The organism is Cupriavidus taiwanensis (assembly GCF_900250115.1).
Taxonomy (GTDB): domain Bacteria; phylum Pseudomonadota; class Gammaproteobacteria; order Burkholderiales; family Burkholderiaceae; genus Cupriavidus; species Cupriavidus taiwanensis_B.
Genome location: NZ_LT984803.1, coordinates 1160635 through 1180491, shown reverse-complemented (window position 1 = coordinate 1180491; position 19857 = coordinate 1160635). Strand labels below are relative to the sequence as shown.

General features: G+C 68.9%; 20 protein-coding genes. 9 read left to right on the top strand and 11 right to left on the bottom strand.

The genetic code is table 11. The features are described 5' to 3' along the window. Positions 1–48 precede the first annotated feature (48 nt). Both mutS and CBM2586_RS05725 read left to right on the top strand, forming a co-directional pair. Entirely contained in the window at positions 49–2742 is a 2694-nt protein-coding gene (gene mutS / locus CBM2586_RS05730; RefSeq protein ID WP_115662478.1) for a DNA mismatch repair protein MutS, read from the top strand. Then, positions 2739–3776 carry a hypothetical protein gene (locus CBM2586_RS05725; protein WP_115687002.1) on the top strand — a complete coding sequence of 346 codons (1038 nt, stop codon included), beginning with the start codon at positions 2739–2741 and terminating at the stop codon, positions 3774–3776. Before mutS ends, CBM2586_RS05725 begins: the two co-directional genes overlap by 4 nt. A gap of 66 nt (positions 3777–3842) precedes the next feature. Here CBM2586_RS05725 and CBM2586_RS05720 read toward each other — a convergent pair whose 3' ends face one another. After that, positions 3843–4370 carry an FKBP-type peptidyl-prolyl cis-trans isomerase gene (locus CBM2586_RS05720; RefSeq protein ID WP_025582242.1) on the bottom strand — a complete coding sequence of 176 codons (528 nt, stop codon included), beginning with the start codon at positions 4368–4370 and terminating at the stop codon, positions 3843–3845. 11 nt (positions 4371–4381) lie between these two features. On the opposite strand from CBM2586_RS05720, the gene CBM2586_RS05715 reads away from it, so the two are divergent. Then, positions 4382–5587 (top strand): cupin domain-containing protein, encoded by a 1206-nt coding sequence (locus CBM2586_RS05715; protein WP_172587062.1) that lies wholly within the window; start codon positions 4382–4384, stop codon positions 5585–5587. A gap of 198 nt (positions 5588–5785) precedes the next feature. Then, complete coding sequence (locus tag CBM2586_RS31970; RefSeq protein WP_082818866.1) at positions 5786–6031, top strand: hypothetical protein; 246 nt, start codon at positions 5786–5788, stop codon at positions 6029–6031. Between the two features lie 88 nt (positions 6032–6119). On the opposite strand, the gene CBM2586_RS05710 is transcribed toward CBM2586_RS31970, so the two are convergent. The 7 genes from CBM2586_RS05710 to CBM2586_RS05680 all read right to left on the bottom strand — a co-directional run bounded on the left by CBM2586_RS05710 (position 6120) and on the right by CBM2586_RS05680 (position 12159). Beyond that, on the bottom strand, positions 6120–6908 hold the full coding sequence (locus CBM2586_RS05710) for an MBL fold metallo-hydrolase (protein WP_115687000.1): 789 nt from the start codon (positions 6906–6908) through the stop codon (positions 6120–6122). A gap of 67 nt (positions 6909–6975) precedes the next feature. Continuing rightward, entirely contained in the window at positions 6976–8217 is a 1242-nt protein-coding gene (bamC, locus tag CBM2586_RS05705; RefSeq protein WP_115662482.1) for an outer membrane protein assembly factor BamC, read from the bottom strand. Between the two features lie 49 nt (positions 8218–8266). Beyond that, positions 8267–9151: a 4-hydroxy-tetrahydrodipicolinate synthase gene (gene dapA / locus CBM2586_RS05700; protein WP_092313767.1), complete on the bottom strand. Its 885-nt coding sequence runs from the start codon at positions 9149–9151 to the stop codon at positions 8267–8269. Positions 9152–9288: 137 nt separating this feature from the next. After that, the gene (locus CBM2586_RS05695) at positions 9289–9867 is read right to left on the bottom strand and encodes a class I SAM-dependent methyltransferase (protein ID WP_115662484.1); all 579 of its coding nucleotides are present in this window, start codon (positions 9865–9867) and stop codon (positions 9289–9291) included. Between the two features lie 11 nt (positions 9868–9878). Beyond that, positions 9879–10544, bottom strand: a complete 666-nt coding sequence (locus tag CBM2586_RS05690) for a site-2 protease family protein (RefSeq protein ID WP_115662485.1) — start codon at positions 10542–10544, stop codon at positions 9879–9881. A 76-nt stretch (positions 10545–10620) separates the two neighbouring features. Further along, positions 10621–11244 carry an L-threonylcarbamoyladenylate synthase gene (locus CBM2586_RS05685; RefSeq protein ID WP_115662486.1) on the bottom strand — a complete coding sequence of 208 codons (624 nt, stop codon included), beginning with the start codon at positions 11242–11244 and terminating at the stop codon, positions 10621–10623. Between the two features lie 69 nt (positions 11245–11313). Further along, positions 11314–12159 (bottom strand): 3',5'-nucleoside bisphosphate phosphatase, encoded by an 846-nt coding sequence (locus tag CBM2586_RS05680; RefSeq protein ID WP_115662487.1) that lies wholly within the window; start codon positions 12157–12159, stop codon positions 11314–11316. A gap of 168 nt (positions 12160–12327) precedes the next feature. Between CBM2586_RS05680 and CBM2586_RS05675 the strand changes: the two genes are divergently transcribed. Beyond that, positions 12328–13413, top strand: coding sequence for an NAD(P)/FAD-dependent oxidoreductase (locus tag CBM2586_RS05675; protein WP_115662488.1), 1086 nt, complete (start codon positions 12328–12330; stop codon positions 13411–13413). Positions 13414–13440: 27 nt separating this feature from the next. Here the strand turns inward: CBM2586_RS05675 and CBM2586_RS05670 are convergent, their stop codons facing one another. After that, positions 13441–14340 (bottom strand): alpha/beta fold hydrolase, encoded by a 900-nt coding sequence (locus tag CBM2586_RS05670; protein ID WP_115686999.1) that lies wholly within the window; start codon positions 14338–14340, stop codon positions 13441–13443. Positions 14341–14493: 153 nt separating this feature from the next. Here CBM2586_RS05670 and CBM2586_RS05665 point away from each other — a divergent pair, with 153 nt between their 5' ends. Further along, positions 14494–16233, top strand: a complete 1740-nt coding sequence (locus CBM2586_RS05665) for an acyl-CoA synthetase (protein ID WP_115686998.1) — start codon at positions 14494–14496, stop codon at positions 16231–16233. Here CBM2586_RS05665 and CBM2586_RS05660 read toward each other — a convergent pair. Then, positions 16230–17111 carry a ferritin-like domain-containing protein gene (locus tag CBM2586_RS05660; protein WP_115686997.1) on the bottom strand — a complete coding sequence of 294 codons (882 nt, stop codon included), beginning with the start codon at positions 17109–17111 and terminating at the stop codon, positions 16230–16232. The genes CBM2586_RS05665 and CBM2586_RS05660 overlap by 4 nt on opposite strands. A 131-nt stretch (positions 17112–17242) precedes the next feature. Here CBM2586_RS05660 and CBM2586_RS05655 point away from each other — a divergent pair, with 131 nt between their 5' ends. The 3 genes from CBM2586_RS05655 to CBM2586_RS05645 all read left to right on the top strand — a co-directional run bounded on the left by CBM2586_RS05655 (position 17243) and on the right by CBM2586_RS05645 (position 19380). Continuing rightward, positions 17243–17767, top strand: a complete 525-nt coding sequence (locus tag CBM2586_RS05655) for a gamma carbonic anhydrase family protein (RefSeq protein WP_018006882.1) — start codon at positions 17243–17245, stop codon at positions 17765–17767. 36 nt (positions 17768–17803) lie between these two features. Then, a complete protein-coding gene (locus tag CBM2586_RS05650; protein WP_115662492.1) occupies positions 17804–18805 on the top strand; it encodes an Hsp33 family molecular chaperone HslO in 1002 nt (333 codons plus the stop codon). Between the two features lie 155 nt (positions 18806–18960). Further along, positions 18961–19380, top strand: coding sequence for a hypothetical protein (locus tag CBM2586_RS05645; protein WP_115662493.1), 420 nt, complete (start codon positions 18961–18963; stop codon positions 19378–19380). A 53-nt stretch (positions 19381–19433) separates the two neighbouring features. On the opposite strand, the gene ftsB is transcribed toward CBM2586_RS05645, so the two are convergent. Next, positions 19434–19775, bottom strand: a complete 342-nt coding sequence (gene ftsB, locus CBM2586_RS05640; protein ID WP_115662494.1) for a cell division protein FtsB — start codon at positions 19773–19775, stop codon at positions 19434–19436. Between the last annotated feature and the right edge of the window lie 82 nt (positions 19776–19857).

Sequence of the window (19857 nt, the reverse complement as noted above, 5' to 3'; positions counted from 1 at the left end):
GGATCGGGCGGCACGACGCAGGCCCACCGCCAGACAGGCTAAATGGCAATGGGATTGCAGAAGAAAACCGACCCTGAACAGGCACAGGCAGACGCCACAGGCAGCCGCCATACCCCCATGATGCAGCAGTACCTGCGCATCAAGGCAGACCACCCCGACACCCTGCTGTTCTACCGCATGGGTGATTTCTATGAACTCTTTCATGACGATGCCGAGAAGGCCGCGCGCCTGCTCGACATCACGCTGACCGCGCGCGGCTCGTCCAATGGCGTGCCGATCCGCATGGCCGGCATCCCCTTCCATTCGGCGGACCAGTACCTGGCGCGGCTGGTGAAGCTGGGCGAGTCGGTGGCGATCTGCGAGCAGATCGGCGACCCCGCCACCAGCAAGGGGCCGGTGGAGCGCAAGGTGGTGCGCATCGTCACCCCCGGCACGCTGACCGACGCCGCGCTGCTGCCCGACAAGGCCGATACCTTCCTGATGGCCGTGCACCAGCAGACCACGCGCCGCGGCGTCAGCAAGACCGGCCTGGCGTGGCTGAACCTGGCCAGCGGCGAACTGCGCCTGATGGAATGCGAAGCGGCGCTGCTGGGCCGGGAGCTCGAGCGCATCCGCCCGGCCGAGCTGCTGTATGCCGATGGCATCGAACTGCCCGCGCTGGCGTGCGCACGCACGCGCCTGCCGGAATGGCATTTCGACCAGGACGCCGGCACGCGCCGGCTGCGCGAGCAACTGGGCGTGGCCAGCCTGGACCCGTTCGGCTGTGCCGGGCTGGGCGCCGCGCTGGGCGCTGCCGGCGCGCTGCTGAACTACGCCGCCACCACACAGGGCCAGTCGCTGCGCCATGTGCAGGGCGTGAAGGTCGAGCGCGAGTCCGAGTATGTCGGACTGGACTCCGCCACGCGGCGCAACCTGGAACTGACTGAAACCCTGCGCGGCGGCGAGTCGCCGACGCTGTTCTCGCTGCTGGACACCTGCTGCACCGCCATGGGCAGCCGCGCGCTGCGCCACTGGCTGCACCACCCGCTGCGCGATGCGGCGGTGCCGCAGGCGCGCCAACAGGCCATCGGCGTGCTGATCGACCAGGGCACCGACGCGCTGCGCACGGCGCTGCGCCGGCTCGCCGACGTCGAGCGCATCACCTCGCGGCTGGCGCTGCTCAATGCGCGTCCGCGCGACCTGTCGTCGCTACGCGACACGTTGCGCGCACTGCCTGAAGTGCAGGGCTGCCTGCAGGACGACCAGGGCAGCCTGCTGCTGGTGCAGACCCTGCAGGACCTGGCCGTGCCGCAGGATTGCCTGGACCTGCTGGTGCGCGCCGTGGCCGAAGAGCCCGCCACCGTGGTGCGCGACGGCGGCGTGATCGCGCGCGGCTTCGATGCCGAGCTCGACGAGCTGCGCGACATCTCCGAGAACTGCGGGCAGTTCCTGATCGACCTGGAAGCGCGCGAGCGCGCGCGCACCGGGATTGCCAACCTGCGCGTCGAGTTCAACCGCGTGCACGGCTTCTATATCGAGGTCACCAACGGCCAGGCCGACAAGGTGCCCGACGACTACCGCCGCCGCCAGACCCTGAAGAACGCCGAGCGCTACATCACGCCCGAGCTGAAGGCCTTCGAGGACAAGGCGCTGTCGGCGCAGGACCGCGCGCTGGCCCGCGAGAAGCAGCTCTACGATGGCCTGCTGCAGGCACTGCTGCCGCATATCGGCGAGCTGCAGCGCGTGGCTGCCGCGCTGGCGCGGCTGGACGTGCTGGCGGCACTGGCCGAGCGCGCGCAAACGCTGGACTGGTCAGCGCCGGAGCGCGTCGCCGAGAACGTGGTCGACATCGTGCAGGGCCGCCATCCGGTGGTCGAAGGCCAGCTCGCGGCGGAGTCGGTGGCGTTCATCGCCAACGACTGCCAGCTCAACGAGGCCCGCAAGCTGCTGCTGATCACCGGCCCCAACATGGGCGGTAAATCGACTTTCATGCGCCAGACCGCGCTGATCGTGCTGCTGGCCTGCGTGGGCGCCTATGTGCCGGCGCGGCGGGCGGTGATCGGGCCGATCGACCGCATCTTCACCCGCATCGGGGCCGCCGATGACCTGGCCGGCGGCCGCTCGACCTTCATGGTCGAAATGACCGAGGCTGCCGGCATCCTGCACCACGCCACGCCGGCATCGCTGGTGCTGATGGACGAGATCGGCCGCGGCACCTCGACCTTCGACGGCCTGGCGCTGGCCTGGGCGATCGCGCGCCACCTGCTGTCGCACAACCGCAGCCATACCCTGTTCGCCACGCATTACTTCGAACTGACGCAGCTGCCGCAGGAGTTCCCGCAGGCGGCCAACGTGCACCTGTCGGCGGTCGAGCATGGCGACGGCATCGTGTTCCTGCATGCGGTGCAGGACGGCCCGGCCAGCCAGAGCTACGGCCTGCAGGTGGCGCAGCTGGCCGGCGTGCCGCAGCCGGTGATCCGCGCCGCGCGCAAGCACCTGGCCTGGCTGGAGCAGCAATCCGCCGACGCCACGCCCACGCCGCAGCTCGACCTGTTCGCCGCGCCGCCGACGCCCGACGGCGACGAGGCCTGGGACGACGACGATGCCGCCATGGCTGCCCCCTCCCCCGCGCTGGCCCCCGAGCAGGCCGCCGTGATCGACGCCCTGGCCGACCTGGATCCGGACACGCTGACGCCGCGCGCGGCGCTGGAGGCGCTGTACCGGCTCAAGGCGCTGGCGGGCGAGGCGGTCGATACGGCATGAAGGCGCTGCGCCGGGCCCTGCCGACGCTGCTGCCCGGGCTGTGCCTGGCCGCGATGGCGGCTGCCGCACCGCAGGCGCTGGCGGCGCGGCCACCGGCCAAGCCGCAGGTGGTGCGCGTCGCGCTCATCGCCGACCTGCCGCAGTGGCCGGCCGCGGAAGCCAATCTGGCGGCGCTGCTCGACCACTTCGCCGAGCGCAAGCTGAACCTGGTGATCCATGCCGGCGGCGTCAAGGGCGATACGGAGTCATGCAGCGACGCCGTGCTCGGCAGCCGCCAGCAGTTGCTGAACCAGTCGCCGCTGCCGCTGATCTATGTGCCGGGCGAAACCGACTGGTCAGAATGCAGGCTGCCGGTCAACGGCAGCTTCGACCCGGTCGAGCGGCTGAGCCGGCTGCGCGAACTGTTCTTTCCGGAGGACGCCACGCTCGGACGGCAGACGCGGCCGCTGGTGCGGCAGTCGGACCAGGCGCTGTTCCGCAGCTTCCGCGAGAACATGCGCATCAGTGTCGGCGACGTGCTGATCGTCGGTCTCAACGTGCCGGGCGACAACAACCACTACCGCGACGAAGGCGGCCGCAACAGCGAGTTCGAGGACCGGCGCGAAGCCAACCGGCAGTGGCTGGCCCGTGCGTTCTCGCTGGCGCGCCAGCGCGACATGAATGGCATCGTCGTGGTGGCCCACGCCGATCCGCATTTCGCCAACGGCTGGGAGAAGAAGGGACGGCCCACGCTGCTCGACGGCTTCATGCGCCATCGCACGCGCGATGGCTACCTGGAATTCAAGCGCCAGCTGCGCGACCTGAGCGCGCGCTTCAACGGCCAGGTGTTGCTGGTGCACGCCGCCGGCAGCGGCGCCGACAGCGGCTTCGGCATCGACAAGCCGATGCGCGACGCGGCCGGCAAGGTGATGCAAAACTTCACGCGCGTGTCGCTGCCAGCCAGCTCGATCTCGCAATGGGCCGAGCTGGTGATCACGCCGGCCGCGGCATCGCCGTTCGCGGTGGTGCTGAAGGATGCCCCGGCACCGAACTGACGCGCGCGCCAAAGCAAAGAAGCCGGCAACGGCCGGCTTCCTGATGACAGCACTGCAAGCGAAGGCTCAGTGCAGCGTGCGTGGGGTATCGTCGTCCTCGTCTTCGTCCACCACTTCAACGCCCGAGGCGCCGTGGGCGTGGCCATGCTCGACTTCCTCGGCGGTGGCTTCGCGCACTTCCGAAACCTTCAGCCAGAAGCGCAGCGCCATGCCGGCCAGCGGATGGTTGCCATCCAGCACGACCTTGTCCTCGGCCACGTCGGTCACGGTGTAGATGACGGAGTCTTCTTCGTCACCGTCCTCGGGCATGCCCTCGAACTGCATGCCGACCTCGAGCGGCTCCGGGAAGCGGTTGCGCGGCTCGACCTTCACCAGGTCGGCATCGTAGTCGCCGAACGCGTCTTCCGGTTCCAGCTGCAGCTGGGTCTCGAAGCCGGTGTCATGGCCGTCGAGCGCTTCCTCGATCTTGGGGAACGTGCCATCATAGCCGCCGTGCAAATAGACCATGGCTTCATCTGACTCCTCGATCAGATTGCCCTGCGCGTCCGATAGCTTGTACATCACGGACACCACCGTGTTCTTAGCGATTTTCAATTCTTGACTCCATGAACGATTCCGCATTATACGCGCAGGCCCTGCCCCCTGGCCCCGTCGATCCAGACACTCCGCTCGACCTGCTTGGTGGCATGACGCCTGCTGCATTCATGCGGGATGTCTGGCATCGCAAGCCCATGCTCATTCGACAGGCGGTGCCGGGAATTGTGCCGCCGGTGTCGCGCGATGCGCTTTTCGATCTCGCCGATCGCGACGATGTCGAATCGCGCCTGGTGACGCACTTCCGCAACCGCTGGAAACTCGCGCATGGTCCATTTGCGCGCGAAAACCTGCCCGGCGTCAAGACCCGTCAGTGGACCCTGCTGGTGCAGGGCGTCAACCTGCACGATGCCGCCGCGGCGGATCTGATGGGTCGCTTCCGCTTCGTCCCCGACGCCCGCCTCGACGACGTGATGATCAGCTACGCCACCGACGGCGGCGGCGTGGGCCCCCACTTCGACTCGTATGACGTGTTCCTGCTGCAAGTCTCGGGCCGGCGTCGCTGGCGCATTTCGTCACAGACCAGCCTCGCGCTGATTCCCGACATGCCGCTGAAGATTCTCGCCGACTTCAGCGCCGAACAGGAATGGGTACTGGAGCCCGGCGACATGCTGTACCTGCCGCCGCAATATGCGCACGATGGTATTGCCGAGGGCGAATGCATGACCTGCTCGATCGGTTTCCGCGCGCCCGCCTATCGCGAATTGGCCGGGCACTTCCTGGCGTGGCTGTCGGAAACGGTCGAAGACAACGAAGATCTCGGCGGCCGTTATGCCGATGCCGGCGAGCGCGCCGCGACGCGCCCCGCGCAATTGCCGGCGGGCATGGCTAGGGCGGTGGCGGAACGGCTCAAGGCACTGCAATGGAACAGCCAGATGGTGTCGGAATTCCTCGGCAGCCATCTGTCCGAGCCCAAGCCTGGCGTTGAATTTGCAGAGATCGCCGACATGCCGTTGCGTCGTTATGCGACACTGGCGTCCCGGCATGGCGTGGTGCTGGCGCCGGCGTCGATTGCGCTTTACGACCGGGCCAATTTCTTCCTGAATGGAGAAGCCTACGAGCCGCCGGCCGAATTGACGCCGTGGCTGAAGAAGTTGGCCGATAATCGGCAGCTTAGCGCCCAGGAAGTTGGGACCTGTGCCGACCTGCCCGATCTGATGGAAACCTTCCATCACTGGACCCTGGAAGGATGGTTGCAATTGGGGCCGCGGCTGTAATAATGCGTAACATTGCGAATCAGCAAATTTCGGCGCTACACAAGCCGGGAAAACGCGGATATAATCGTCGGCTGGCTAGTACTGTGGACCACTGCATATGTCGGCACCCGGGAGGGCCTAATTTTGCAGTTCAAGAGCGATAATTACCGGTAATTATTCATCGCCTGTTTTTCGTTATTACAAGTTAAAGGACGAACAATGAAGAAGTCTCTCCTGATCGCATCGCTGCTGGCCGCTGTTGCTCTCGCTGCTTGCGGCAAGAAGGAAGAAGCTGCCGCCCCGGCCGCTGACACGGCTGCTCCGGCTGCTACCGCTCCTGCTGCTGAAGCTTCGGCTCCGGCTGCTGAGGCCCCGGCCGCTCCGGCTGCTGACGCGGCTTCGGCCCCGGCTGCCGACGCTTCGGCTCCGGCTGCTGACGCTTCGGCTCCGGCCGCCAAGCAGTAATCGGTTTCTCACCGATAAAAAAAACCGGCCTTCGGGCCGGTTTTTGTTTTTGGGCCGCACCCTCGCGCGGTCCCTGTTGCCGCAGGCCTCAGGCGCGCACCGCCTGCCACCCCAGACCTTCGTCCTGATCCGCCACCAGCACTTCGCTCGGCCGGGTGCCCAGCGCCGCCGCCAGCGCGCCGGTGGCCAGCGCGCGCGTGTTGTTCTGCTTGCTCAGATGGGCCGCCACCACGCGGTTCAGCCCGTCATGGGCAATCTGCGCCAGGATGCTGGCCGCCACTTCATTGGCCAGGTGGCCGAAGTCGCCGCCGATGCGCCGTTTGAGCGAGGCCGGATAGACGGAATTGCGCAGCATCTCGCGGTCATGGTTGCATTCGAGCACCAGCGCATCGACGCCCGCCAGGCGCGAGGTCACGTAAGGGGTTTCCATCCCCGCATCGGTCAGCACGCCCAGCCGAGCCTGACCGTCCGACAGCACGAACTGCACCGGCTCGCGCGCATCGTGCGGCACGGTGTAGGGCAGCACCTGCAGGCCGCCGATGGCGAAGCCATGGTCGGCGCAGCAAACCCGCACGTCGGCCACGTCGGCGCCGCGCAGGTGCGAGGTGGCCAGCCAGGTACCGTGGCTGGCATAGACCGTCAGGCGATGGCGCGCGGCAAAGGCGTAGGCCGAACCGACATGGTCGCCATGCTCGTGCGTGACCAGCACGGCGTCGAGCTGGTCCGGCGTGACACCCAGGCGCTCCAGGCGCCGGGCGGTCTCGCGGATGCCGAAGCCGCAGTCCAGCAGCACGCGGGTGGTGGTGGTTTCTTCGCGGGATTCGATCAGCAGCGAGTTGCCCTCGCTGCCGCTGCCGAGGAAGGCGAAGCGCATCATGGCCGCGCCCTCCCCGCCAGGCACCGGCCAGGACGGCCGGCTGGCAAGCCAGCAATCATGCGCCGGCTCAGTGCAGTTGCTCGTCGAGCAGCGACAGGATGCGCTTGCCGACTTCGCCGTTCTCGGGCTGGCCGGCATCGTTGAGCACCGTCACCAGCGTGCCGCTGCCCGTGCCCTTGAGCGAAACGCGGTACTTCTTGGCGGTCTTGGGATCGTCCGGCTTGGTAAACAGCTTGGAGAAGAAGCCGCGGTTGTCGACCGTGTTGCGCGGGTCGACATAGCGCACGTAGTACAGCCCTTGCGCGCGATCACGGTCCTCGACGGTGAAGTTGACGCGATCCAGCGACAGGCCCACCGAGCGCCAGGCGCGGTCGAACGGCTCGGGCAGCTGCAGCGCCGGGGCGCCGTTGACCTGGGCCAGGTACGACTTGTTCGGCGCGGCACCCTCGGCGCCGGTCGTGGCGGCCGCGGCGGCGGCCGTGGTGTCGGCGGCAGCGCCCGCCGCCGCGGCCGTATTGCCGGCCGGCGTCGGGTTCTTGGCCATGCGGTCGGCCTGCTCCTTCTGCACGCCCAGGCGCTGCGCCAGGCGCGACAGGAATTCGGCTTCCAGCTCGGGATCGGCCGGGCGAGGGGTCCACACCGTGCTCGACTTGTCGATGCCGGTCAGCTGTTCCTGCGCGCCGCGGTGGCTGATGAAGACTTCCAGCGTGCCGTTCTGCGCGCGCTCGACGCGGGTGCGGAACTTGTCGCGCTCGGAGGTCGAGTACAGGCCGTCGAACACCTTGCCGATGGTGTTGCGGATGATGTCCTGCGGGATCTTGGCGCGGTTCTCGGCCCAGTCGGTTTCCATGATGCCGGTCTCGGGCGAGTCCTGCACCAGCAGGAAGCCGCTTTCCTGCCAGAAGCCGCGCAGTTGCTGCCACAACTGGTCGCCGCGCATGCCGTTGCTGATCACCAGCCAGCGCTGGTTGCCGTCGCGCTCCATGCGGATGCCCTGCGCCGACGGCAGCACGTTCTCTGTCGGCGATTGCTCGCGCACCTTGGTGGCCTGGCTGTAGGTCGACAGCGTCGAGGTGCCGTTGGCATCGGGCACCGAGTAACGGCGGTCGCCTTCCAGCTTGGTCAGGTCGGGCGGCACGTCGAGCGTGGGCGTACGCTTCGACGCCGACGACTTGTAGTCGATCTTGTCGGGCTGCATGGCCTCGTTGAGGCTGCTGCAGCCGGTCAACACACCGGCGGCAAGCACGGGCACAACCAGGGCGGCGCGGCGGACTTGCGTCGCGCCACGGCGGTTAAGCTTCAGTTTCATTGACACGCAATCCTAGTAGGTAAGGCGGACAGCAGGACGCCGCGAAGAATCAGGCCAGCAGGCCGGCGGCGGCCAGTGCCTTGCGTACGTAGTCGTGGTTGCCCTCGGACAGCGGGGTCAGCGGCAGGCGGATACCGCCAGCCATCTTGCCCATCTGCTGGAGCGCCCACTTGACCGGGATCGGATTGGCTTCGATGAACATGGCCTGGTTCAGCCCGATCAGTTCCATATGCAGGCGGCGCGCGGTGACGACGTCGCCCTTCAGTGCCGCCGCGCACATCTCGTGCATCTTGCGCGGCGCCACGTTCGCGGTCACCGAGATATTGCCGTGGCCGCCCAGCAGGATCAGCGCCACCGCGGTGGGATCGTCGCCGCTGTAGATGGCGAAGCCTTCCGGCGCGCCCTTGATCAGCTGCGCGGCACGGTCGATATTGCCGGTCGCTTCCTTGACGCCGACGATGCCCGGCACCTGCGCCAGGCGCAGGATGGTTTCGTTGTTCATGTCCGCGACCGTGCGGCCGGGGACGTTGTACAGCAGCACCGGCAGGTCCACCGCCTCGGCGATGGTGCGGAAATGCCGGTACATGCCTTCCTGGGTCGGCTTGTTGTAGTACGGCACGACCTGCAGCGAGGCATCGGCGCCCACCTTCTTGGCAAAGGCGGTCAGCTCGATGGCTTCCTTGGTGGAATTGCCACCGGTCCCGGCGATGATCGGGATGCGCTTGCCGGCCTGTTCGACGGCAACGCGGATCAGTTCGCAGTGCTCCTCGACGGTCACCGTCGGGGACTCACCAGTGGTGCCCACGATCACGATGGCGTCGGTGCCTTCGGCAACGTGCCAGTCGACCAGTGCGCGCAGGGCCGGGAAGTCCAGGCTGCCGTCCTCTTGCATCGGGGTGACGATGGCAACGATGCTGCCGGTAATCTGTGTCATAACGTTAGGGAATTCGGGATGCGAATAACGGGATTGTACCGGAACCGCAGGCCGCTTCGAGCGCTGCCCGGACGGGGGTTGATACCAACTGTTTCAACGCATGCGGCGCCGTTTGCGCCGACATCGCGGCGCGCGGCTCAGGGATCGAGCCGGTAGCGTGGCGGCGCGGCCGCACCGGCCGCCGGCGCCGCCTCGCGCACCGCACATAGGCGCTGCACGAAGGCTGTTTTCGGCACTTCGATCACGCCGTCCTCGTAGGCCACCACGCGTAGCCCATGGGCGCGCGCCACCTCCAGCAGCTCGCCGGGGCGCAGCAGGAAATCCGGCCGCGACGGCTTGCCCACGGTCTCGTTGCCGGCGGCGAAGGTCTCATAGATCCAGCACCCGCCCGGCGCCAGCGCGGCCGCCAGGTGTGGCCACAGCGGCCGGTGCAGGTAGTTGGTGACGACGATGGCGTCGAACGGCTCCGCGCCGGCCAGTGGCCAGTCGCCCTGCTCCAGGTCGGCCACGCGCCCGGCCACGCCGGCGGGCAGGCTGGCGATGGCGTCGGCATCCCGGTCGACCGCCAGCACCCGGTGGCCGCGCGCCGCCAGCCAGGCGGCATGGCGGCCGCTGCCGCAGGCCAGGTCCAGCACCCGCGCGCCCGGACGCAGCAGATGGGCCCAGCGCGTGACCCAGGCGGACGGGGCGGCAATGCCGGCATGCGACAGCGTCATGGCCGTCCCCGTCAATTGAGCAACAGCACGATCGGGCGCAGCAGCATCTCGATCAGGGACATCAGCACATTGACCACCGGCGTCATCCAGATGGTGGTGATCACCCCCGCGGCCACCAGCGCCAGTACCACGAAGATGCCGTAGGGCTCGATGCGCGACACCGCGCGCGCAATGCCCTGCGGCAGCAGCGCGGTCAGCACGCGGCCACCATCCAGCGGCGGCACCGGGAACAGGTTGAAGGCCGCCACCACCAGGTTGACGCGCACGCCGGCCAGCGCCATCTCGCCGAAGAACGGCTCGCGCACGCCGCCCCAGGTCAGGCCGATCGCCAGCAGCACCCAGACGAAGGCCTGCACCACGTTGCTGGCAGGCCCGGCCAGCGCCACCCACATGCCATGCCAGCGCGGGTTGCGCAGGCGCTCGAACACCACCGGCACCGGCTTGGCGTAGCCGAACACGAACTGGCCGCTGGTCATGATGTACAACAGCAGCGGCACGGCGATGGTGCCGATCGGGTCGATATGGCGGATCGGGTTCAGGCTGACGCGCCCGAGCGCATAGGCGGTGCTGTCGCCGAACAGCTTGGCCACGTAGCCGTGCGAGGCCTCGTGCAGCGTGATGGCGAACAGCACCGGCAGGGCATAGACCGCGAAGGTCTGGATAAGGGAGGAATCCATGAGCGCTATTGTAGCGGCCCGCCGGCGCCCGGGCGCACGCTGATGCACCCGGCCGAAGGCGCGGCGGCGCCGCGTGTCAGAGGCCGAAGCGGGCGATGTCGCCGCGGCCGGCGCGGACCAGTTCGGGCTCGCCGCCGGTCAGGTCGATCACCGTGGTCGGCTGCGCGGGGGCCGGCCCGCCATCCACCACCAGGTCGAGCTGTTTTTCCAGCCGCGCCCGGATCTGCGCCGGATCGTTGAGGGGTTCGTGGTCGCCCGGCAGCTGCAGCGTCGCCGAGATCAGCGGCTCGCCGGTTTCGCCCAGCAGCGCCAGCGGGATGGCGTGCTCGGGCACGCGCACGCCGATGGTCTTGCGCGCCGGGTGCGACAGCCGCCGCGGCACTTCCTTGGTCGCCTCCAGGATGAACACGTACGGGCCCGGCGTGGCACCCTTGAGCCAGCGGTACTGGCGGTTGTCGACGCGGGCAAAGTTGCCGAGCTCGGACAGGTCGCGGCACATCAGCGTCAGGTGGTGGCGGTCGTCGATGCCGCGCAGCCGGCGCAGGCGCTCGACCGCGGCCTTGTCGTCGAGCCGGCAGGCGAGCGCGTAGCTGGAGTCGGTCGGCAGCGCGATCAGCCCGCCCTTCTGCAGGATCTGGGCCGCCTGCTTGAGCAGGCGCGACTGCGGGTTGAGCGGATGGATCTCAAAGTATTGGGACATGGGCCAGGGAGCGGATTCGGATGGAACGGAGCGGCATCCGGGGCAGGCCCCGGCCAGGCAGGGGCGCGCCTACCAGTCGTGCCAGACCGGCGTGACCGTAGGCGGCAGCGGCGGCAGCGTGCCGAGTTCCACCCGGCCCTCGCCGGGCCCGTGGAAGTCCGTGCCGCGCGAAGCCAGCAAGCCGTAGTGCCGCGCCACCTCGGCGTAGCGTCGGTACTGGTCGGGCGTATGGCTGCCGGTCACCACCTCGACCGCGCCGCCACCCAGCGCGGTGAATTCATCGAAGAGCGCGTCGTGCTGGGTGTCGGTGTAGTGGTAGCGTCCCGGGTGCGCCATCACCGCGATGCCGCCGGCGGTGCGGATCCAGCCCACCGCTTCGGCCAGGCTGGCCCAGCGGTGGCCGACATAGCCCGGGCGGCCCTCCGACAGGTACTCGCTGAAGACATCGCCGATGCTGGCGCAACGTCCCTGATCGACCAGCCAGCGTGCGAAATGCGTGCGCGAAATCAGGTCGGGGTTGCCGACGTACCGCAGGGCCCCTTCATAGGCACCGTCGATGCCCACCCTGGCCAGCGCATCGGCGATATCGCGCGCCCGCCTCGCGCGGCCCGAGCGGGTCTCGGTCAGTCCATCGATCAGTTCCGGACAGAACGGATCGATCTGCAGCCCGACGATATGCACCGTCTGTCCGGCCCAGGTCACCGAGATCTCGACGCCCGGCACATAGCGCATGCCGAATTCCTCGGCGGCGGCGCGTGCCTCGGCCTGCCCGCCCAGCTCGTCGTGGTCGGTCAGCGCCCAGAACGCAACCCCTGCGTCGCGGGCGAGCTGGGCCACGGCGCGCGGCGCGAGCGTGCCGTCGGAAACGGTGGAATGGCAATGCAGGTCGGCATTGATGGCGTGGGCGTTTTGCATGGGGCAATTCTACTCCCGTCGCTCCTGGACTGCGCGGCGGCGCCGCTCCCGGCGGGCCACGCAAAGCCATGCCGGCAACGCTGGCGTCGGCGGAAAGCCGCTGGCTGCGGGGTATAGTCGGGCTTTGCATCGTCGATTCGCGGGCACCAGGCGTGCCTGCCATGCCCCATGTCCACCGCTACCCCAGCCACCGCTTCCGCCACCGCCACGGTCACCACCACCGATGTCCTGATCGTCGGTGCCGGCCCGGTCGGCCTGTTCGCCGCGTTCCAGGCCGGCGTGCTCGGCCTGAAATGTGAACTGATCGATGTGCTCGACCGCGCCGGCGGCCAGTGCACCGAGCTCTATCCCGAGAAGCCGATCTACGATATTCCCGCCGTGCCGGGCTGCCTGGCGCAGGAACTGGTGGACCGGCTGCTGGAGCAATGCGCCCCGTTCGACTTCCCGATGCACTTCGGCCAGCGCGCCGAAAGCGTCGCCGAAATCGCCGCGCCGGACGGCCATGCCGGGCACGAACGCCTGCTGGTGACGACCGACGGCGGCAAGCGCTTCGATGTCGCCGCCGTGCTGGTCTGCGCCGGCGCGGGCGCGTTCGCGCCGCAGCGCGTATCGCTGCCCGAGGCGCCCGCGCTGGAAGGCCGCCACGTCCACTACGCGGTGCGCGACGTGTCGCACTTCGCCGGCAAGCGCGTGATCGTCGCCGGCGGCGGCGACTCGGCGCTGGACTGGGCGCTGGCGCTGCGCAAGGTGGCCGCGCGCGTGACGCTGCTGCACCGGCGCGAGGGCTTCCGCGCCGCCGACGGCACCGTCGCCGAGATGCGCCGCGCGGTGACCGAGGGCGAGATGGATTTCGTGGTCGGCATGCTGGGCGCACTGCGCACCGAGGGCGCGGACGGCGCGCTCAGTGCAGTCGAAGTGCGGACCCGCGACGGCAGCACCGTACTGCCCGCCGAGGAACTGGTGGCGCTGTACGGCCTGGTGTCCGAACCCGGCCCGATCGCGCAGTGGGATCTGGATATGCGCGCCGGCCGCATCCTGGTCGACACCACTACCTACGAAAGCTCGCGCCGCGGCATCTTCGCCGCCGGCGATATCGCGTTCTACCCGAACAAGCAGAAGCTGATCCTGTCAGGCTTCCACGAGGCCGCGCTGGCATTGCGCCGCGCCTACCACTATGCCTTCCCGGAAAAGGCGCTGGTGCACGTGCACACCAGCAACAACGCCGCGCTGAAGGAAAAGCTCACCCACGCCTGACGCCCGAACTGCCGCTCGGGGCCGGTATCAGGTGCCGGCGCAGAACGATTCCACCAGTTCCGCCACGGCCGCGGGCTGGTCGTGGTGCAGCATGTGGCCGGCGTCCTCCACCACCGCCTCGCGGAAATCGCGGAAAGCGCGGAAGCGCTGCCTGAATTCATCGATGGCCTGCTTGTGGGCAATATGGCGCAGCGTCTCCGAAGCGCGCGCCTCGACGTGCAATACCGGCGCGGTGACCTGCTCCCACACCGCCATCACTTCATCGAGCCGGTACAGCATCGGATTGACCAGCTTGTGTGCGGGATCGCCCAGGATCTCCCAGTGGCCCTCGGCGTTGCGGCGCGACCAGTGCGCGGCCAGGAACGCGGCGCGCTCGTCGGGCAGGCGCGGATTGGTCTTCTGCAGGCGCGCGGCGACGCCGTCGAGGCTGTCGTAGGTCTTCAGCTCGGTGCCTGCGCGTACTTCGTCGAGCCAGCGCGCATAGCGCCGGGGCGCCTGCTCCGGCCGCGTCGCGGTCATGCCGAAGCCTTCCAGGTCCACCACGCGGCGCACGCGCTGCGGGCGGATGCCGGCATACAGGCAGATCACGTTGGCGCCCATGCTGTGGCCGACCAGGTCGACCTGGCCCGCGGGCGCATAGTGGTCGAGCAGCGCCTCGAGGTCGGCGAGGTAGTCGGCAAACCAGTACGACTGCGTGCCGGGGTAGCGCGTGGGCCAGTCGGTCGCGCCGAAGCCGCGCCAGTCGGGCGCGATCACGTGCCAGTCGCCGCGCAGGTGGTCGACCAGGAACTGGAACGACGCGGCCACGTCCATCCACCCATGCAGCATGAACAGCTTGCGCGCGCCGGGGGTGCCCCAGTGGCGCACGTGGTAGCGCAGGCCGCGCACCGTGATAAATTCAGACCGCGAGGTTTCCTTGATTGTCATTGTCTCCACCCATGTGTCGGGTCTTGCCCGCCGCGGGGTCGGCGAGGAAGCCACGACAAAATAGAACGATCGTTCGCTTGCGCGCATTATAGCGGCAGCGGCCGCCAGCGCCGCCGGGCCGCTGGCGCGGCGCTAACCCAATGGAGACCCTGAATGGCCGCAGCTGCCTTGCCGGCAAGCCGGCGCGACGACTACCGCGCCCTGTATGAATCCTTCCGCTGGGAGATTCCGCCGCAGTTCAACATCGCCGAAGCCTGCTGCGGCCGCTGGGCCCGCGACCCGGCCACCATGGACCGCATCGCGGTCTATACCGAGCACGAGGACGGCCGCCGCAACGCGCATAGCTTTGCCTATATCCAGGCCGAGGCCAACCGGCTGGCGGCGGCGCTGCGCGCGCTGGGCGTGGCGCGCGGCGAGCGCGTGGCGATCGTGATGCCGCAACGCATCGAGACCGTGATCGCGCATATGGCGATCTACCAGCTCGGCGCCATCGCCATGCCGCTGTCGATGCTGTTCGGGCCGGAGGCGCTGGCCTACCGTATCGCGCACAGCGAAGCCGGCGTGGCGATCGCCGACGAGACCTCGATCGACAACCTGCTGGCGGCGCGCCCCGAATGCCCGACGCTGGCCACCGTGATCGCCGCCGGCGACGCCCGAGGCCGCGGCGACCACGACTGGGACCAGCTGCTCGCGGCGCAGCTGCCGACCTTCGTCGCCGAGCAGACCAAGGCCGACGAAGCCGCGGTGCTGATCTACACCAGCGGCACCACCGGCCCACCCAAGGGCGCGCTGATCCCGCACCGCGCGCTGATCGGCAACCTGACCGGCTTTGTCTGTTCGCAGAACTGGTATCCGCAGGACCACGACGTGTTCTGGAGCCCGGCCGACTGGGCCTGGACCGGCGGCCTGTGGGATGCGCTGATGCCGGCGCTGTATTTCGGCAAGCCGATCGTCGGCTACCAGGGCCGCTTCTCCGCCGAGCGCGCCTTCGAGCTGCTGGAGCGCTACGCCGTCACCAACACCTTCCTGTTCCCGACCGCGCTCAAGCAGATGATGAAGGCCTGCCCCGAGCCGCGCCGGCACTACGACATCCGCCTGCGCGCGCTGATGAGCGCCGGCGAGGCGGTCGGCGAGACCGTATTCGGCTGGTGCCGCGACGCGCTCGGCGTGCTCGTCAACGAGATGTTCGGCCAGACCGAGATCAACTACATCGTCGGCAACTGCACCGCGCAGAATGACGACGAGCGGCTGGGCTGGCCGGCCCGGCCGGGTTCGATGGGACGCCCCTATCCCGGCCACCGCGTGCAGGTGATCGATGACGAAGGCCGGCCCTGCGCGCCGGGCGAGGACGGCGAGGTCGCGGTGTGCGCCACCGACAGCGCCGGGCATCCGGACCCGGTGTTCTTCCTCGGCTACTGGAAGAACGAAGCCGCCACCGCGGCCAAGTACGCCGAGCGCGATGGCCTGCGCTGGTGCCGCACTGGTGACCTGGCGCGCGTCGACGCCGACGGCTACCTGTGGTACCAGGGGCGCGCCGACGATGTGTTCAAGTCCTCGGGCTACCGCATCGGGCCGAGCGAGATCGAGAACTGCCTGCTCAAGCATCCGGCGGTGTCCAACTGCGCCGTGGTGCCGTCGCCCGATCCGGAGCGCGGCGCGGTGGTCAAGGCCTTCGTGGTGCTGACGCCGTCGGTGGCGCGTTCGTTCGACGGCGACGCGGCGCTGGTCGCGGAACTGCAGGCGCATGTGCGCGGCCAGCTGGCGCCGTACGAATATCCGAAGGCGATCGAATTCATCGACCAGTTGCCGATGACCACCACCGGCAAGGTCCAGCGGCGGGTATTGCGGCTGCTGGAAGAGGAACGCGCCGCCGAACAGCGCCGGTCAGCCTAGCCGGCCGATGCTTCCAGCCAGGCCAGCTCGTCTTCGTCGAAGCCCGCGGCGCGGCGCGCCTCGAGGTTGAACGGCCCGCGCAGCTTGGGCGCGCGGTACTGCCCGGCCAGTTGCGCGTAGGTGGCAACAGGATCGAGCCCGCGCTGCGCGCACAGCCAGCGGTACCAGTGGTTGCCGATGGCGACGTGGCCGACTTCGTCGCGCAGGATGATGTCGATGATGGCCGCGGCGGCATGGTCGCCGGCGCCGGCCAGCCGCGCGCGCACCGGCAGCGAGGCATCGAGCCCGCGCGCCTCGAGCGTGCGCGGCACCAGCGCCATGCGCGCGAGCACGTCGCCGGCGGTCTTGTCGGTCATCTCCCACAGGCTGTTGTGGGCCGGGAAATCGCCGTAGGCGGCGCCGAGCGTGCCGAGGTGGTCGGCCAGCAGCGTGAAGTGGTACGCCTCTTCATCGGCCACGCGCAGCCAGTCGCGGTAATACGCGGGCGGCATGCCGGCAAAGCGCCAGGCCGCGTCCAGCGCCAGGTTGATGGCATTGAACTCGATATGGCACAGCGCGTGGATCATCGCCGCGCGCCCGGCCGGAGTCTGCAGCGAGCGGCGCCGCTCGACCTGCTGCGGCGCCACCAGCGCCGGCCGTGCCGGCCGGCCGGGGATGTCGTGGGCGGCCTCGGCGTGGATTGCCTCGCCTGCGCCGAGGGCGGCATCGGGCAGCGTCATGACGCTTCGATAAAGTGCGCGTGCCGCCACGGCCTTGTCGCGCGGTTCCGTCTGGCACAGCACCGCCAGCGCCTGGCGGCGTGGTGAAGGTGACGGATCAGGCGGCGTGGCGGCAAGTGTTTTTTCTGGCATGGGCGTAAAATCCGGGTCTGCCGCCATTGTAGGGCCTGGCCGGCGCCCGCCTGCCGCGCAAGCCGCGCAGCCTGGGCGCCACCCGGTTCCCCGCGCCGGCCCTTTAAAGTCCGGCGGCAACCCCCACTTCAACCAAAGCCAATCGTGCAGGAGACCTCATGGCGCTTTACCAGCTCGGCGACGTCAAGCCCAGTATCGACAGCGAAGCCTACGTGGCCCCCGAAGCCACCATCATCGGCAACGTGACCCTCAAGTCCCGCGCCAGCGCCTGGCCCGGTGTCGTGATCCGCGGCGACAACGAGCCGATCGTGGTCGGCGCGGACACCAACATCCAGGAAGGTTCGGTGCTGCATACCGACCCGGGCTGCCCGCTGACGCTGGGCGACAAGGTCTCGATCGGCCACCAGGCCATGCTGCACGGCTGCACCGTGGGCGAAGGCTCGCTGATCGGGATCCAGGCCGTGGTGCTGAACCGTGCCGTGATCGGCAAGGAATGCCTGGTAGGCGCCGGCGCCGTGGTGACCGAGGGCAAGGTCTTCCCCGACCGTTCGCTGATCCTGGGCGCGCCGGCCAAGGTGGTGCGCCAGCTCACCGATGCCGACGTCGCCAACCTGTATCGCAACGCCGAGACCTACGCCACGCGGCAGGCCCTGTACAAGCAACAGCTCAAGCGGATCGGCTGACGACCGCCGCGCCTCTACCGAAACCGACCGATTATTGTGACCGATACCACCACCCCCGACACCCTGCAGAAGTTCCTGTTCGACGCGGCCCCCGTGCGCGGCGAGCTGGTGCGCATGGAAGCCACCTGGCAAGAAGTGCTCGGCCGCCACCGCTACCCCGCACCGGTGCGCCGGCTGCTGGGCGAGATGATGGCCGCCGCGGCGCTGCTGTCGGCCAACCTGAAATTCAACGGGGCGCTGGTGATGCAGCTGCACGGCGACGGCCCGGTGCGCATGCTGGTGGTGGAATGCCTGTCCGACTTGTCGATGCGCGCCACCGCCAAGCTGGCCGAGGGCGCGCAGCTGGCCGACGACGCCACGCTGGCACAAATGGTCAACCTCCACGGCCATGGCCGCTTTGCCATCACGCTGGACCCGAAGGACAAGCTGCCGGGCCAGCAGCCGTACCAGGGCATCGTGCCGCTGGCCGACGCGCACGGCCCGCTGGGCTCGATCAGCGCCGTGCTGGAGCACTACATGCAGGCCTCGGAGCAGCTCGACACGCGCCTGTGGCTGGCCGCCGACGACCATGTCGCCGCCGGCATGCTGCTGCAGAAACTGCCGGCCTATGGCGGCACCGCCGACGTCGGCGAGACCGGTGCGCCGCTGGCGAGCCATGCCAAGGCGCAGGACCTCGATACCTGGGATCGCGCGGTCCAGCTCGGCACCACGCTGAAGGCCGAAGAACTGCTGGCCGAGACCCCCGACACCCTGCTGCGCCGCCTGTTCTGGGAAGACCTGCAGGACGCCGGCCTGCGCGTATTTGAGCCGCTGACGCCGCATTTCCACTGCAGCTGCTCGCGCCCGAAGGTGGCCGGCATGCTGCAGTCACTGGGCCAGGCGGAGATCGAAAGCATCATCGCCGAGCGCGGCCATGTCGAGATCCACTGCGACTTCTGCGGCCAGCGCTATGAGTTCGACCCGGTCGACTGCGCGCAGCTGTTCTCGCCCACCCCGGTCGCCACCGGCGCCGGCGCCGGCGCAACGCAGCACCACTGATCCGCCTGCGGCGGCGCCTGCGTGCGCTGCCGCACCGGCGCGGGCAATGCGGGGCAGCCGGCCGGCGGCGCGCTGGAAACATCGGTGTTGCCGCCCGGTCCAACGGCTGTACGATGGCAGCATCCAGCTGCCGGTCAGCGAGCCTGAGAACCGCCATGTCCGCCCGAGCCAACCCTCCCTTGCCTGATTGCGCCGCCAGCGCCCGCCATCCGCGGCGCGCCACAGCGTACGCCGCGCTCGGCGTAATACTGCTGGCCGCCGGCTGCGTGCAGATTCCGCGCGACGCCAATGGCTCGCCGCCCACCGCGCGGCTGGCGCCCAATGCCGTGCCGCCGGCACCGCTGAGCGCGGAGGAGAAGGAGAAGCTCGACGCGCTCAACCAGCAGGTGCTGCGCGACCAGGCCGCGGCGATCGCGCTGGACCAGCAGGCGGCGGCCGCGCGCGCGGCCTATGCCTATCCCAACACCAGCTGGAACCTGTTTTACGGCGGATGGGGTGGCGGCCACTGGGGCGGTGGCGTCAGCGTCGGCATGCCCGGCTGGGGCTGGGGCGGCTATCCGTACGGCTGGTGGTGAGGAAGATCCGGCCGGCATGAGCGCGCAGCCGGCGATTGGCGGTGAAACGGGGCCTAGTGGCCGCCCCGGCCGGCAACCGAATTCGGCGGCGGCGGCAGCGGTGGCGTGGCGCTGATCTTGGGCGCCGGCGCGACGAACTGCACGAAGACCTCGCCTTCGCGCACCATGCCCAGCTCATAGCGGGCGCGTTCCTCGATGGCGCCGGTGCCGTCCTGCAGGTCGGCCACTTCGCCTTCCAGCTTGGCGTTGCGCAGCTTGAGCGTCTGGTTGCGGGTGCCCTGCTCGGTCAGCTGGCGGTTCAGATCCCACACGCGCAGCCAGCCGCCCTTGCCAAGCCAGAGCGGGTACTGGATGGCAAGCAGCAGCACGAACAACAGCAGCGAAATCAGGCGCATGAACGGTGGCGGACAGGAATTTCCGCACAATGATCTGCGAACTCCGCCTGGAAGGCAATCGCCAGGCAGATTTCGATACAAA

Excerpts from the sequence above, each read along its gene's own strand:
- mutS (WP_115662478.1), top strand. The coding sequence starts at position 49 with ATGGGATTGCAGAAGAAAACCGACCCTGAACAGGCACAGGCAGACGCC.
- CBM2586_RS05725 (WP_115687002.1), top strand. The coding sequence starts at position 2,739 with ATGAAGGCGCTGCGCCGGGCCCTGCCGACGCTGCTGCCCGGGCTGTGC.
- CBM2586_RS05715 (WP_172587062.1), top strand. The coding sequence starts at position 4,382 with ATGAACGATTCCGCATTATACGCGCAGGCCCTGCCCCCTGGCCCCGTC.
- CBM2586_RS31970 (WP_082818866.1), top strand. The coding sequence starts at position 5,786 with ATGAAGAAGTCTCTCCTGATCGCATCGCTGCTGGCCGCTGTTGCTCTC.
- CBM2586_RS05710 (WP_115687000.1), bottom strand. The coding sequence starts at position 6,908 with ATGATGCGCTTCGCCTTCCTCGGCAGCGGCAGCGAGGGCAACTCGCTG.
- bamC (WP_115662482.1), bottom strand. The coding sequence starts at position 8,217 with ATGAAACTGAAGCTTAACCGCCGTGGCGCGACGCAAGTCCGCCGCGCC.
- dapA (WP_092313767.1), bottom strand. The coding sequence starts at position 9,151 with ATGACACAGATTACCGGCAGCATCGTTGCCATCGTCACCCCGATGCAA.
- CBM2586_RS05695 (WP_115662484.1), bottom strand. The coding sequence starts at position 9,867 with ATGACGCTGTCGCATGCCGGCATTGCCGCCCCGTCCGCCTGGGTCACG.
- CBM2586_RS05690 (WP_115662485.1), bottom strand. The coding sequence starts at position 10,544 with ATGGATTCCTCCCTTATCCAGACCTTCGCGGTCTATGCCCTGCCGGTG.
- CBM2586_RS05685 (WP_115662486.1), bottom strand. The coding sequence starts at position 11,244 with ATGTCCCAATACTTTGAGATCCATCCGCTCAACCCGCAGTCGCGCCTG.
- CBM2586_RS05680 (WP_115662487.1), bottom strand. The coding sequence starts at position 12,159 with ATGCAAAACGCCCACGCCATCAATGCCGACCTGCATTGCCATTCCACC.
- CBM2586_RS05675 (WP_115662488.1), top strand. The coding sequence starts at position 12,328 with ATGTCCACCGCTACCCCAGCCACCGCTTCCGCCACCGCCACGGTCACC.
- CBM2586_RS05670 (WP_115686999.1), bottom strand. The coding sequence starts at position 14,340 with ATGACAATCAAGGAAACCTCGCGGTCTGAATTTATCACGGTGCGCGGC.
- CBM2586_RS05665 (WP_115686998.1), top strand. The coding sequence starts at position 14,494 with ATGGCCGCAGCTGCCTTGCCGGCAAGCCGGCGCGACGACTACCGCGCC.
- CBM2586_RS05660 (WP_115686997.1), bottom strand. The coding sequence starts at position 17,111 with ATGGCGGCAGACCCGGATTTTACGCCCATGCCAGAAAAAACACTTGCC.
- CBM2586_RS05655 (WP_018006882.1), top strand. The coding sequence starts at position 17,243 with ATGGCGCTTTACCAGCTCGGCGACGTCAAGCCCAGTATCGACAGCGAA.
- CBM2586_RS05645 (WP_115662493.1), top strand. The coding sequence starts at position 18,961 with ATGTCCGCCCGAGCCAACCCTCCCTTGCCTGATTGCGCCGCCAGCGCC.
- ftsB (WP_115662494.1), bottom strand. The coding sequence starts at position 19,775 with ATGCGCCTGATTTCGCTGCTGTTGTTCGTGCTGCTGCTTGCCATCCAG.